The following is a 14,515-nucleotide window of genomic DNA, read 5'->3' as shown; positions in this document are numbered from 1 at the left end:
AATCGTTGGTTTTGCTTCTTTTTGTTACTGGCAATCCATCAGCCACTTCTTTTAGCCTATGAGCATAGGCCAACGGCAGATAAATCCGCACCAACCGTTGCGAAGTCGGCCTTCGCCGACTGACATTCATAATTCATAATTTTCACAGGAGGTGTTTCATGTTTAATCATTTGTTAGTGCCTCTGGATGGGTCTGAATTGGCTGAAGCTGCCTTGCCGCTAGCAACGGCCGTTGCCAAAAAGTTCGGCAGTCGAATCACCCTAGTTTCTGCGGTGCATTTACCTTACTACGTAGGGGATGGCCTGGATTTTGCAGAAGTGTACGGGGATATTAGCCAAAATATGGAAGATGAGGCCAAAACATATTTGCAAGCCAAACAAAGAGAGCTGATTACTGCCGGATTCCATGTGGATATTGAAATTGTAATTGGGCAACCCCCGGCAGAAGCTATTTTGCAAACGGCCGTAAACAAAGTGGCAGATACTATCGTGATGAGTACACATGGTCGAGGGGGCGTGATGCGCTGGGTATTTGGCAGCGTGGCCGACAAGGTGCTGCGAAACGCCGACGTGCCCATTCTGCTGGCACGGGCACCATCCAAATCGCCGTCCAATGCCGCAGAACCCGCCCTGGAAAATATCCTAGGACAGCCATAGTCAAAGTTCTACAGCTATTGCTTGGGCAAAGCGGCCAGCGCCAAATAAGCTGGGCGCGGGGAACCATCTGGCCGCAATAAGCTATAGCCGGATTCGCTAAATGCGTCTCCCAGCCAGGGGGCAAAGTTCAAATTCCAAAGGATCATCGGGCCAACCTGAGGCATTTCATGTGCCAGAGCATATGCCTGCTGGGTGTAGGTGGCCTGCTGCCATTCGGAGACGTTGTTCATAAATTCAGCGCCGAGCGGGGGGTCCTGAGCGAATTGCTCGAAGCTGCCCCAACCAAATTCGGTCACCCAAAGTTGCTTTTCCGTCACGCCAAATTCGTCAAGCAACGCCACATAATCAGCCAGCGTATCCTGAAAGAAGAAACTGGGATGATCATTGTGCGTGGGGATGGCTAAATCCGGGTTGGCAAAGGTGGCATCTGGGGGATTGGCCCAGCCGTAAGGATGCACGCCAAAGCCATCCACCAGTTCCGCCACGCCTGCTGCCAGCATTCCCCGGAAGTAGACGCGGTCGTCAACGGCCGTAACCCCATCATTTATCCCCGTCACCGCAGGTGCACCGCTAATTATTAGGGCAGTTGCATCGCCAGCCCGCACACCTGCTGCCCCGAAACGAATCAGCTCAACCAGTGCAGCGGCATCCAGAGGCACACCATTCCACTCCCGCTGTAAATTTGGCTCGTTCCACAGCTCGTAGGCAGCCACCTGCCCAGCATAACGGCTGGCCAGAAGCTGCAAAAAGTCGCGGTAAAGCGTGTATTCCGTTGGTGGGCCGTCCAGTTCGGTGGTGGGGCGGCTCCACTCTGGCGCTTTGGCCACGCTGAGCATCACCCGGATGCCGCTGACGTTGGCCTGGGCCACCAGCGCATCCAAATCGGCAAACCGCTCTTCAGACAGCTGGTCTGGGAAAGGCTGGAACAGCTTCCAAGACACCTGCGCTTTCACCCAACCCACGCCCAGTTCGTTAAGCTGCGCCGCCAGCGCAGGCACGTCTACGCGATGCAGGTAAGCCTGCACACCAATCTGGTTGCGGTTAAGCGTAGGGCCGTCGTATTGGGGATGCGTTGGTGTGAGGGTAATGGTCGGTGCGGTTGTTGCAACTGGGGCCGCTTCGGTCGGCACAAGGTCAGGGGCAACGGCCGTGGACGCATCACCACTAGCAAGAGGCAGGAAAATGGTGTTGCCATTGGGCGTTTCAGGGGTGGAGACGGTGGACGTGGGAACGGCCGTCGGCACCACTACCTCTTCACCACAAGCCCCCAGCCCCAAAACAAACACGCAAAATAGAAACAGTCGCAGCTTCAAAGTCATATTCACTTTCAGCTTATCACCATATATCCTTCCGTGGCAAATTGGGAACCAAATAGGAACGGCCGTCGTTATAAAGCCAAGTGTATACACAGAACGCCAATTTTTACCGACAAAAGATTCTCGTTAAAAGGAAACCCATCATGAAAATGCACACAAAACGCTCCATTTTATTTTTGATCATCATTGCGCTGCTGGTAGCCTGCAGCGGTGAACCTGAATCCGCTGAACAAACAAACCCAATCGCCGTCGAAGATTCACGCGATGACAGCGATAATAGCAGCGACCCGATTGCTACCGAAGGTGACGCTGTTGAGGTTGAAGCACCTCGCGTCGTCACCGAAGTTGAAACGGTTGTTGAAACGGTTACGGAAACAGTCGTTGTAGAAGCTGAAGAAGTGATGGAAGATAGCTTTGACAGCGCAGCCGATGCCGAAGCACCGCCTGCCCCTCTGGCCACTGCAGCACCTTCTGCTACCAATGAAACAATCGCTCCTATACCTACACCTACACAGCCCGTCGCAGCTCCTCCTGCTATGTTTTTTGAGGAATACGGCGTTAATCCCTACATTTTGACCGAAGTGGACAACCTCTCCACCTTCTCGCTGGACGTGGATACCGGCAGCTACAGCATTGCCCGCCGCTACCTGCAAGATGGTTTAATGCCGCCATCCGAAGCAATCCGCGTTGAGGAATTCGTGAATTCATTTGACCAGGGATACCAAATTCCGCCAAACACTGACTTTGCCGTCTATGCTGACGGCGCGCCCAGCCCGTTCCACACGGATGGCACTTACTTTTTGCGGATTGGGGTGCAGGGGTATGAGAGTTCTGAGGAAGTACGGCCGTCTGCCGCCCTCACCTTTGTCATTGACGTATCCGGCTCGATGGCACAAGATAACCGACTCGGTTTGGTCAAGCAATCGCTGGAAATTTTGGTAAACCGGATGCGCGCCGACGACACGATTGCCATTGTGGTTTACGGGGATGACGCCCGCGTAGTGCTGCACCCCACCAACGGCTCAGATCGCAACACCATCCTCAATGCCATCTACGCCCTGGAAACCGAAGGCTCCACCAACCTGGAAGCAGGCTTGCTGCTGGGTTACGAGATGGCCAACCGCGCCTACAAACTGGACGGCATCAACCGCGTCATTTTGGCCAGCGACGGCGTGGCCAACGTGGGCAACACTAGTGCAGATGCCATCGCGGCCCAAATTCGGGGCTACGCCGATGCGGGCATCCAACTCACCACCATCGGCTTTGGCCTGGGCAACTACAACGACGTGATGATGGAGCAGCTTGCCGACCAGGGCGACGGCAACTACGGCTACATTGATACCTTGCAAGAGGCCGAGGACTTGTTTGTGGATAATATCATGTCCACGCTGCAGGTGATTGGGCTGGACGCCAAAATTCAGGTGGAGTTTGATCGCAACGTGGTGCTGCAATACCGGCTCATCGGTTACGAAAATCGCGCCATCGCCGACGAAGATTTCCGCAACGACACCGTTGATGCTGCTGAATTTGGCGCCGGGCATACGGCCGCTGCCATCTACGCCGTCCAATTAGTACCAGGGGCACAGGGGCGCATCGCCACTGTGAACCTGCGTTGGCAAGACCCAGACACCCGCGTGGTGAAGGAAATCAACGGCGTCTTCACCACCGACAATCTGTCCAGCTCATTCGATGCCGCACCGCTACATTACCAACTGTCCGTGGTCGTCAGCCAATACGCCGAACTGCTGCGCGACAGCTACTGGGTAGAAGGCTTCAGCATGAATGATCTCCGTATCCGCGCCGAACGTCTGGCCTCCCAAATGAATCATGAAGATGTGTGGGAACTGGCAAATCTAATTTCACTTAGCCAGTAATCAATGCAGCCGCAGATTCTTTCCGCACCGCAAAACGCAGCAAGAATCTGCGGCTACTTATTCACTGTCAGATCGGTTTTTTCTTATGAGATAAATTGCAAAGCCTCCAGCTAGCAAAACCGGAATAACGCCGATGCACATAATTTGCAAAAGTAGATAACCTATATTTATCCCCAAGGCTTCCATTGGCAACAACCCTCCTTTAATTTCAGATATTTTGCAAACTGATTTTACACTGAAAACGGCTCCGTAGGAAGTTCCCACGGAGCCGCTCAGTTGAAGGAGGAGGAAATGTTTATGAGCTTATCTTAGCTACAAACCGTTAGCAAAACGTAAGCAAAAGATGATAGCAACTTAAGAGCAAGATATTTTCCCGAAAAAATGCCAAAATTCTCGATTGTGGTATCCTTGCCACCACATAACGACTTGTAAAAACAAAAATTTGTGCGGTCACAACCCAAACTTGTTGTGGCCGTTTTTTATGCCAAATTGTAAATTAGCCACAGAGGACACAGAGAAAAATGAGGAAAAACTCATATCTCTCTGTGGCAAAACTAAAAAATGAGTCTAGAAACAATAACCAATCCTGAATCCTTGAAGAAACAGATAAATGCGCGGCGCACCTTTGCCATCATCTCTCACCCGGATGCGGGGAAGACGACGCTGACCGAAAAACTGCTACTGTACGGCAATGCCATCCATCTGGCGGGAAGCGTACGGGCGCGGCGTAACCAGCGCTCTGCTACGTCTGACTGGATGAAGATGGAGCAGGAGCGCGGCATCTCGATTACCTCCACCGTGCTGCAATTCCCGTACAAAGATCACGTCGTTAATTTGCTGGACACGCCCGGCCATCAAGATTTCTCTGAAGACACCTACCGCACACTAACGGCCGCAGACTGTGCTGTCATGGTTTTGGATGCTGCCAAAGGTGTAGAAGAGCAAACGCTAAAGCTATTTGAAGTGTGTCGTCGGCGTGGTATTCCGGTGTTTACCTTCATCAACAAAATGGATCGCCCAGCGCAAGACCCGCTGGGCCTGCTAGATGAGGTAGAAACGGTGCTAAAGATGCAGCCCGTGCCCATGAATTGGCCTATTGGCGATGGGGACACGTTCTTGGGCGTGTATGATCGCAAGACGGAAGACGTTCATTTGTATGATCGCACGGCGCACAATCAAACAATTTCGCCAGAGTACATCACCACTCTGGACGATTCGCGCATCGAGGCGGGGTTGAGCGATTTTCAGTTTGAGGAGTTGCATCTAAACATTGGCTTAATGGATGAGCTGGCTGAGTATGATCATGAGAAATTTTTGGCTGGGGAGCAAACGGCCGTTTACTTTGGCAGCGCGTTAACCAATTTCGGTGTGCAGCTTTTCCTAGACGATTTCATCCAGATGGCCCCGCCACCCAGCGCCTACCCCAGCGATGCCGGGCAGATTGAGCCCGTCTCGCCTGGATTTTCCGGTTTTGTGTTCAAGATTCAGGCCAATATGGATCCGCGTCATCGGGACAGCGTGGCTTTTTTGCGGATTTGCAGCGGCCGTTTCGAGCGAAACGTGCAGGTAAAACATCCCAAAACCGGTAAGCAGCTTAAGCTCTCCCGCACCTACACCTTCTTTGCCGATGAACGGGCCGTGGTGGATGAAGCCTATGCAGGCGACATCATTGGCTTGCCCGGCAACCGAGAGTTCAGCATTGGCGACACCATCAGCAGCAACGGCAATTTCAGCTTTAATCCCATTCCCCGCTTTGCCGCCGAGCATTACGGCCGTCTCATCAACCTGGACGTGGGCAAGCAGAAGCAGTTCCTCAAAGGCATTCACCAACTGGAATCTGAAGGGGCCATGCAGGTTTTGTACGAAACCGAGGCCACCCGCCGTGATCCCATTTTGGCGGTAGTCGGCGTGTTGCAGTTTGAGGTGGTGCAGGCACGGTTGGAGAATGAGTACAACGTCAAAACCAAGCTGGAGCCCCTGCCGCATCAGCTTTCTCGCTGGGTAGAGGGGCCAAAAGAGCAAATTGACCAACTCCCCTGGCGCTATGGCATGATGCGGACTGAGGATTTAGACGGCCGTCTGGTTGCCCTCTTTTCCTCCCCCCATGAACTTAGCTTCTACAGCGAAAAATACCCAGACATCCATTTTCTCAGCATTCAATAACAGCGTGAAAAGTCACTTTCAGTTGACAGCGTCTGCTCGCGCACTTATAATTTAGGCATATCTAAAAATATTGTTTTTTGCGCTTAAATACACTACTTGGCAGTGGCTAGCCAACCAGGTTATCGTCGCCTGCTAAGAACGGAGCAAAAAGATGGTTTTCATGCCAGAACTTAAATTGGGCATCTTGAATGGGTGGCTGTTTTTTGTCGCCTATCTGGCTGTCTTTGGCGTTACGATGTTTAGCTTTCCTACGGCCGTTCGCGCCAGGCTATATGATCGCTCCCTCTGGACAAAGCGGCAGAGAACCTTATCAGCCGCTGGCAAACTCTTCTCATTGGCAAATATGATTTTGTTCGTCTTTAGCCCCATCCGCTCCAATTCGCCTCTGCTTATCTTTGGCGTTGGCTTATGGGTCTTAGGACTGTTTGGGCTGGAAACCGCGCTTTTCAACTATAAAAACACGCCGCTTGACGAGCCCGTAACAACGGGCGTGTACAAAATATCCCGAAACCCGCAGATATTTTCCATTTGGATTATCTTTGCTGGAATTTGTTTTATTATTGGGAGTGGCCTGTCACTATTGCTGTTGGCTGTTTCAATCGCGTTTCTGCACACGCTCGTATTGGCTGAAGAAGAAGCCTGCCTGAAGCAGTATGGGGATTCCTATAAAGCTTACATGGCCACTGTGCCGAGATATTTCCTTTTCTTTTAAGAAGGTCGAAATCCGATAGTATCCCTAAGTTTTCGCCACTTCAATTTATTGCGTATTTCATATTGCGTAACCAGAATGAATTGACGGAATACGCAATACGAAATACCTAGATGGCGAAAAACTAAGGACACTGCCACAATTTAGTACTACCTTGTGTGGCCAACTGTCGGGACCGGCATTTCCAGGCCGTGTGCCTCTAAAAATTGGGTATCTTGGAGGAGAACGGCCGTTTCCCCATCAGCTACCACACACCCCTCATCCATTACAATCATGCGCGGGAACAGTTCCTGCACCAGTAGCATATCGTGGGTAGAAATGAGCATCGTTAGCGGCAGTTCCCGCAGCAGGTTAATGAGCGAGCGGCGCGCCCGTGGGTCTAGCCCCGCCGACGGCTCATCCAGCACCAAAATTTCTGGATCCATCGAGAGAACCGTGGCAATTGCCACCCGCTTCTTCTGCCCAATGCTTAAATGATGGGAGAGTCGCTGCTCAAAATCTGCCATGCCCACTTGCGACAAGGCTTTGCCCACGCGCTGCCGCACCTCATCTTCCGGGTAGCCCATGTGCAGCGGGCCAAAGGCCACGTCGTCAAACACCGTTGGCGAAAATAGCTGGTCGTCCGGGTTTTGGAACACCATGCCCACCTTGCTGCGAATCAGCGGCAAATTTTCTTTGGCGATTGGCAAGCCTGCCACCGCCAAAGTGCCATCTCCAGATAAAAGGCCGTTCAAATGAAGCATGAGCGTGCTTTTGCCAGCCCCATTGGGGCCAACCAGCGCCACCTTCTCCCCCGCACCAATTGCCAATGAGACATCAAAAAGCGCCTGGTGGCCGTCTGGATAGGCAAAGCTCAGGTTGGTGACTTCTAAAGTGGGCTGGTTGCTTGTAGATGGCCGATCCACAAAACCCGCATCTTCATGAACAATTGGCATAAAAACTCCTCAAGTGAGTTAACGATATTTGAAATTACAATAAACGGCCGATCACCTGCAAAGCCACAATCACACCGACACCCAATGCCAGAAAGAACCAGTCCGGTTGCCGCATCACATGCGGATTCATCGTGAGCAGTTGGCCGCGGTAGCCACGCGCCAGCATCGCGTTGTACACCTTGTCGCTACGCTCAAAGCTGCGAATAAAAAGCTGACCAACCATGCTGCCCGTCACCTTCGCCCGCCACAAAACGGTGCCGCCATGCTTGCCATCAAGCACCAACCGCGCACTACGCGCCTCCCGCGCCCGGAGCAGCCGCAGAGCCTCATCCACCAAAACAAAAAGGTAGCGATACATAAAACTAATGATGGAAATCAGAATCGCAGGCACTTTCAGGTGCCGCAATGCGTGCATCATGTCTGGGAATTGGGTAGTGGCGGTCAACAAAATGGCTGCCTGCACTGATAGCCAACTGCGGATGACAATGCTGGCAAAGCGAATCACCCCGGCATCGCTAATAGTTATGGTGCGGCTACCCCATTGCCAACTGGCCAGCGGATCGCCGGGTTGAACAAAAATGACGGTAATCGCTGCTAGCGCAAACGGCAACGCAATCAGTGACCGTTTGAAAAGATAGCCAAAGCTAAAATTAGCCGAGCGATTTATAGCTAACAAGATAAGCCACGCCGCTAAAAATGCCAGCCAGCTACCATCTATCAGCAACACGTTGGAGATAATAAACAGCAGCGTGAGCACCACCTTCACCCGCGGATCAAGCTGGTGTAGGTGGCTGCTGCCTGCCACGTAGCGATCAAATGTGTTGACGTGCATATGCTTTACTCACTCATACAAATTGCAACAATCTACACCATGCTGTCACTCCCGCGCAGGCGGGAGTCCAGGTTTGTGGATTCCCGCCTGCGCGGGAGCAACTGTGATAAAAGTCAAGAGCAAAAAGCGCATTTCGTTAAGCTGATATCCAAGCAGAGCCATCACGGACGATGGCATTCAAAATGGTTAACAATTTACGCATACAGGCCGTGAGAGCGACTTTGGGGAGTTTTCCTTTCGCAATCAAACGGTCATAAAAGGCTTTGAGAACCGGGTTATAACGAATGCCTGAAAGAGCAGCCATGTACAAAACAGAACGAACATCTGAACGTCCGCCAAAAATATGGCGTCGTCCGCGAGAACAGCCGCTGTCCCGATTGAAGGGAGCCAGGCCAACTAAGGCGGCGATTTTTTGTCGAGACAATGTACCCAATTCGGGCAATTCAGCCAGCAACGTAAAGGAGGTGACCTGGCCCACGCCGGGCACGCTTTCTAAACTGGTTCGTTTTTCGCGCCATTGGGCATTTTTGTTGATCCAATCATTGAGGTCTTCCTCAATTTCAGCTAATTCAGTAGCTAACCAATCCAGGTGCTTCTCCAAACGAGGCCGCAATTCTGGATTGACCGTGGTGTGCCGATTCTTCTCGGCTGTTTGCATATCGATCAGTTGGCGACGACGCGTGACCAATGCTTTGATGAGCTGCTGGTCTTGCGTCTTCAAAGTACGTACCTCTGGACGGACCGCCTGGGCAAAGCTGGCAATCATCTGGGCATCGATCTTGTCTGTCTTAGCTACTTGCCCTTTGGCACGAGCAAAGTTACGCACTCGTGTCGGGTTGACGACGACAATGGGCAGAGAGGCAGCGGCCAGTTCTGTAACCATAACTTGCTCGAATCCACCGCTGGCCTCAACCACTATCAAGGTGACAGCCGTTTTCGTTGACATTATTTCCACCAGGGTGGCGATACCGGTTGCGTCATTATCGTGTCGCAACACTTCTTCGATTCCCCACTGGGCTAAATCCAGGTGGTTTTTGGAAACGTCAATGCCAAAAAAGGTTTCTTCGGTTTGCTTTGCCATCAGGTACTCCTTTGTGACCCGCACTAGCAATGATACGGACTGCAATGTCCCAACAACTGTTCGGGTTCTCGCTGAATCTCTTGGCTCGGTGACCTGCGCTCCTGCGCGGCTGGTTGCCAATGACATCGGCCTACCAAGCTGGAGCAATCCTAACAAATGGTCGCTTTTTTGGCTGCTTGTTTTATCTTTTTCACGATGGGCCACATCTCCCGCACGGTTTCTTGCACCTAATGACAGTCGGCCTTTCGTCTTTGCTTTATCATACTAATGACACACGAGCCAGGCTAAGTTTCAGAAAAATCAATTTTGGCGGCGCAAAATACGACCGATTCCAAAAGTCACAGCCGCAACAACTAATGCACCAATCAGCCCGGCCAAAATGGTGGAGCTGCCACTTTCCCCCATGCCAGGGATTGTGTAATCGGGCAAAAGCTCGTAGGGAGCCTCTAAGGCGGCACCGATGAAGCCAGATTGCTCGGCCACCCACTCCAGCCCGTCGGGCGAACCGGAGGCAAATGGTGCCAACAACAACACTAAAAGTGCCAAAATGATGCCAGAAACGATCCATTTGCCACTGCCAGCCGGGGCATCATCGGTAAGTAACTGTGGGCGGGTTTGTATGATGAAGCTAAGTGCCGCTACTGTAATGAGCGCTTCACCGATGCCAATAAGGGCGTGAACCCCTAGCATGGCAGGAATGGCTAAACCCAGTGCCGTTGTCCCACTAAAACCCAACAGCAATGCTGTTACCAAAGCCGCAATTAACACAGAAAACCAAGCAGCAACGGCCGTTATGCCCAACTTCACCTCGCGAGACTGATCCTTCACCATTTGATAAACGCCATACCCCACAAACCCGGGCACAATGCCCATGATGAGAATGTTTGCCCCCATCACCACCAAACCGCCATCCTGGAAAATGAGTGCCTGCAGGCTGATAACGGCCGTCATTGCCAACGTGCCAACCCACGGTCCCAACACCACAAATGCCAGTGTTGCCCCCACCAAATGGCCTGATATACCGAAAAGCACTGGAAATTGCAACATCTGCCCCGCAAAAATAAAGGCAGCCATAATGCCCGCCAGCGGCACCAGCCGCTCATCAAAATCTTGCTGCGCCTGCTTCACAGCAAAATAAAGCACAATGAGCGTAACGACCCAGCAGATGACCGAGATGGGAACGTTCAAAAAACCATCCGGTACATGAAGCAGCTGCACCGCTGCAGGGAAAGAGGTCAACATATTTTCTCCTTTATAAGTTACGTTCTGGAAAAATTTTATGATTGAGAAATACTCAACCGTTTTGCTCGTATGCAATACGAAGCAATTTTTCTACTTCTTCTGAGATGTTATCAATAGCCGTGAGCGAAAGTTTGTGCGTTGCTTGACCAGGCGCTTTGGCAGGTTTTAGCAAATCAGAGGCAGGCGCATTTCTAAAACGCATTCCGACATCAACGCGGGTTTTAGTAGCAGCAGCCACGGCCATAAACTGACGCTGCCGAACAAAAGGTATGTAAGTTGACCTTGCCTCTACAGCAACATCTTCACCAAAGCTCTCAATAATCTGACGCAATTGATCAAAAATAGGTCGTAGATGGGCTTTGGCACCAGAATATTGTTGATCAATATATTCTTCCAACGTCGGCTCTACCCACCCAGCCGCCCGTGCCGCGGCATCGGCAATGGTCCACTGCGAATTTTGCAGGATGCCATGTTCGCTTTTTAGCCAATTTCGCACTGCTTTTTGGTCTAATGGATCAATGCCGCTCGCCTGAACAACCGCTACCCACGCCTCCAGGGTTTTTCCAGTGCGCGATTCTAATGATTTGGATACGGCCGTCATCATATCTTTTGGGGATTTCATCGTCATTCTGTTTGCCCTCCTCGGCAGCCAGCACAAATCCCGGAAATAGCCAAATGTGACAGATCGGCCTCGAAGCCGTGCTCAGCCAGCAAATGCGCTTCCAGCTCAGTGAAATGGTAATCTGGCAACGAAGCCACATGCTTGCATTGGCGACAAACCAGATGGTGATGAGGGGAGTCGCCCACCACCTCAAACACCGTTTGTCCACTGATCTCAGCTTTGGCTACCAGCTGCAAATCGCAGAAAAAGTCCAAAATGCGGTAGACGGTTGCCCGGTTGATGACTGTATGTTGAGCGTTAACCGAGTCATAAATCTGTCCAGCGGTAGCGTGACCTCCCTGCTCGCAAACGGTGTCCAGCACAATCTGCCGCTGGGGGGTCATGCGGTAGCCTCGCTCACGGATTTTTTTGACGTAATCAATGGTGTAATGGGACATTGCCTTTCCTTTAGGCGGTAGACTAACATTCTTATTGCAAATTTTCGCATTAGCAACAATTGGCCCTGATTCTAGCAACATTTAGGCAAGAAACAACATCAAGAACAAATGTTCCGAAGAAAGTTAGCACATTATCATTTTTGGTTAATATTGGGGATAGCTACGGCTGTAGCGGCCACACCAATGGCAGCACTAACAAGGTCACCAGCAACACCACAATGGTTAAGGGAAGCCCCACCTTCGTATAATCTGTAAAGCGATAGCCACCTGGCCCCATGATCAAAACATTTACCGGATGGCCAACAGGGCTCATATAGCTGGTTGAAGCCCCAATCGCAACCACCATGATTAAGCTGTAGAGCGAGATGCCGAGGTCATTTCCTACATTTAGAGCAATTGGAGCCATCAAGACCATCACGACTGCACTGGGTATAAATTGAGCGGCCAAGGTGGTCATCATAAACAGGCCAGCCATAATCCCCATATCGCCAAAACCACCCACCATTGACAACATGCCTTGAGCAAGATAGCTGGCGGTGCCGCTGCTTTCAATGGCTACACCCAGCGTTAACATGCAGGCAACCAGAAAAACAGCGCGCCATTCAATGAAGCGATACGCTTCTTCTATATCCAGACAGCCAGTTAGTACCATCAGCGTGGCTCCGGTTAAGGTGGCTAAAGCAATAGGCGCCCAACCCACAATGGCAGTAGTGATGACGCCAAACATGATCAGACCAGCCAACCACGCCTTGTTGCGCCGGGTCGCTTCGCCAATTTCCTCTTGCAGCACAATAAAATCAGATTCTCTGTTGAGTAAGTTGATTTTTTCCCGGGAGCCATACAGCAGAAACGCATCCCCAAATTGCAGCTGCATATCACCGAGTTCTGAGCGGTACGCACGGCCGTTTCGCCAGATAGCCAGCACGCTTAAACCATATTTCTCTCGGAAATGAATTTCACGCAGCGTTTTGTTTACCAAGCTGGAAAAGGGTGACAAAATGGCTTCTGCCAGCCCTACAGAATCTGTCTCCAGCTCAATCTGGTCCATTTGTAACTGCTGTTTAATGACCAAGCCTTGCAGCCCACGCACAAACTCCAAGGCATCAGGTTTCCCCTCTACCAACAGCAAATCATCGGCCATCAACACTTTTTCAGGCGTTGGCATCAACTCTTTTTCACCGTTGCGAATAATGCCCAACGCTTCCAGGCCAAACAGCTGACCCAGCTGACTTTCTACGAGGGCTTGCCCCACCAGCGGAGATGTGGCTGGAATACGCACGATCAACATACGTTCGAGTAAACCGTAGGTAACGGCCGTACGCTCATCCTTCACAAATACATTCAAACCAGCCTGGAAATCTGCCTCCAATCTAACGCCTATCATGTGGGCGCGCTCCCCTTGCAGCACCAACAAGTCGCCCTCTTGCAGGGTGATAGCCTGCAAATTGGTACGGAACGTGCGCGCCTGGCGGCGGATGGCAACAACCTTTAAGTCATATTTGCGGCGCATTCCAACGTCAGCAATCGTTTTGCCAATAAAAGGAGACGTTGATTTGATCAATAATTCTGCAAACCCGATTTCCTTAGAGATCAGGTGTTCAGATTGCACATAATCTGGTTCGATAACCAGGTATGGTGATTTAGATAGTGCCGTCAGTTGGTCAGTGCGGCCCAAAGCCAATAATTGATCATTGCTTTGCAAGACAGTCTCTGGCTGGATAGTCATTCGTTTACGACCCTGGCGCTGCAGGCCCAATATGGTTAGACCCAAAACCTGGCCCAAACGACTTTCAGCCAACGTTTTTCCAACCAAAGGATTGTCAGGTGGAATCTCAATCACAGCGAAACGTTCCTGTAGATCGTAATGGGAAGCGACGTCGGCTGCTTCACCGCTTTGCCCATCTAATGCGCGTGTGCGTAGAGGGTCTCGTTCCGGCAGCAAGCGACGTCCAAGCAAAACCATGAATGCAATACCGGATAACATCACAACAAGGCCAACTGGCAAAAAGTTAAAAAATCTTAAGGGGGGCAAGCCATATGCCTGCACAATTTCATTGGCCAAAATATTGGGCGATGTGCCAATGAGCGTCGTCAAACCACCAAGCAAACAGCCGAACGTGAGGGGAATCAACAATTTGGAGGGAGGTCTTTCTACACGACGCGAGATAATTAAAACAACGGGCAGCAAAAGGGCAGCCACACCGACATTGTTCATGAAAGCCGACATAGTGCCTGCTGTCAACATGATCACGGCTACCAAACGCATTTCGCTCTGGCCAGAAAGGCGCAGCACCTGATGACCAATGATTTCGGCAACGCCAGTGCGGAAAAGACCACCGCTCAAAACAAACACAGCCCCAATGGTGATAACCGCTGGATTGCTAAAACCTGACAACGCCTGTTCGGGCGTGACCAGGCCAGTTATAGCCAAGGCAATTAGCACCATGATGGCCACCATATCCACCCGCAATTTGTCGCTGATGAACAGGATGATTGCTGCTAACAGAATGAACAGAACAGATGCTATTTCAAGTGTCATCGCAAAATCGCCCAATATATTCGGCTCTTCATAACTTTTTCTACCGTTTCCGCTGTTTTCTCAAGAAGCTAACCTATTTTAAGCGCAACGGCCGTTTCCGTACCAACAC

12 protein-coding genes are annotated in these 14,515 nt (G+C 51.3%); 4 read left to right on the top strand and 8 right to left on the bottom strand.

Features of this window, described 5'->3' with window-relative positions; translation table 11 throughout:
• Positions 1–158 precede the first annotated feature (158 nt).
• Entirely contained in the window at positions 159–656 is a 498-nt protein-coding gene (locus ACOQPM_RS17345) for a universal stress protein (protein WP_420631525.1), read from the top strand.
• Between the two features lie 14 nt (positions 657–670).
• Here ACOQPM_RS17345 and ACOQPM_RS17340 read toward each other — a convergent pair whose 3' ends face one another.
• Positions 671–1,975, bottom strand: coding sequence for a cellulase family glycosylhydrolase (locus tag ACOQPM_RS17340; RefSeq protein ID WP_420631524.1), 1,305 nt, complete (start codon positions 1,973–1,975; stop codon positions 671–673).
• Between the two features lie 140 nt (positions 1,976–2,115).
• Between ACOQPM_RS17340 and ACOQPM_RS17335 the strand changes: the two genes are divergently transcribed.
• The 3 genes from ACOQPM_RS17335 (at position 2,116) to ACOQPM_RS17325 (ending at position 6,721) form a co-directional block, all read left to right on the top strand.
• Complete coding sequence (locus tag ACOQPM_RS17335; protein WP_420631523.1) at positions 2,116–3,846, top strand: YfbK domain-containing protein; 1,731 nt, start codon at positions 2,116–2,118, stop codon at positions 3,844–3,846.
• 561 nt (positions 3,847–4,407) lie between these two features.
• Positions 4,408–6,009 carry a peptide chain release factor 3 gene (locus tag ACOQPM_RS17330; RefSeq protein WP_420631522.1) on the top strand — a complete coding sequence of 534 codons (1,602 nt, stop codon included), beginning with the start codon at positions 4,408–4,410 and terminating at the stop codon, positions 6,007–6,009.
• Between the two features lie 160 nt (positions 6,010–6,169).
• Entirely contained in the window at positions 6,170–6,721 is a 552-nt protein-coding gene (locus ACOQPM_RS17325; protein WP_420631521.1) for a methyltransferase family protein, read from the top strand.
• A gap of 146 nt (positions 6,722–6,867) precedes the next feature.
• Here the strand turns inward: ACOQPM_RS17325 and ACOQPM_RS17320 are convergent, their stop codons facing one another.
• The 7 genes from ACOQPM_RS17320 to ACOQPM_RS17290 form a co-directional block, all read right to left on the bottom strand.
• Positions 6,868–7,653 carry an energy-coupling factor ABC transporter ATP-binding protein gene (locus ACOQPM_RS17320; protein ID WP_420631520.1) on the bottom strand — a complete coding sequence of 262 codons (786 nt, stop codon included), beginning with the start codon at positions 7,651–7,653 and terminating at the stop codon, positions 6,868–6,870.
• A 34-nt stretch (positions 7,654–7,687) separates the two neighbouring features.
• Complete coding sequence (gene cbiQ / locus ACOQPM_RS17315; protein ID WP_420631519.1) at positions 7,688–8,485, bottom strand: cobalt ECF transporter T component CbiQ; 798 nt, start codon at positions 8,483–8,485, stop codon at positions 7,688–7,690.
• 136 nt (positions 8,486–8,621) lie between these two features.
• Complete coding sequence (locus ACOQPM_RS17310) at positions 8,622–9,566, bottom strand: IS110 family transposase (protein WP_420627234.1); 945 nt, start codon at positions 9,564–9,566, stop codon at positions 8,622–8,624.
• A gap of 300 nt (positions 9,567–9,866) precedes the next feature.
• Entirely contained in the window at positions 9,867–10,808 is a 942-nt protein-coding gene (locus ACOQPM_RS17305) for an energy-coupling factor ABC transporter permease (RefSeq protein ID WP_420631518.1), read from the bottom strand.
• A 52-nt stretch (positions 10,809–10,860) separates the two neighbouring features.
• Positions 10,861–11,436 (bottom strand): DUF5655 domain-containing protein, encoded by a 576-nt coding sequence (locus ACOQPM_RS17300; protein WP_420631517.1) that lies wholly within the window; start codon positions 11,434–11,436, stop codon positions 10,861–10,863.
• Complete coding sequence (locus ACOQPM_RS17295; RefSeq protein WP_420631516.1) at positions 11,433–11,867, bottom strand: Fur family transcriptional regulator; 435 nt, start codon at positions 11,865–11,867, stop codon at positions 11,433–11,435. The genes ACOQPM_RS17300 and ACOQPM_RS17295 overlap by 4 nt, the downstream gene beginning before the upstream one ends.
• Positions 11,868–12,027: 160 nt before the next feature.
• Positions 12,028–14,406: an SLC13 family permease gene (locus ACOQPM_RS17290; RefSeq protein WP_420631515.1), complete on the bottom strand. Its 2,379-nt coding sequence runs from the start codon at positions 14,404–14,406 to the stop codon at positions 12,028–12,030.
• Positions 14,407–14,515: the final 109 nt, after the last annotated feature.

The organism is Candidatus Leptofilum sp. (assembly GCF_965223525.1).
Taxonomy (GTDB): domain Bacteria; phylum Chloroflexota; class Anaerolineae; order Promineifilales; family Promineifilaceae; genus Leptofilum.
The sequence above is the reverse complement of the archived record's forward strand: the minus strand, read 5'-3'. Positions and strand labels throughout refer to the sequence as shown.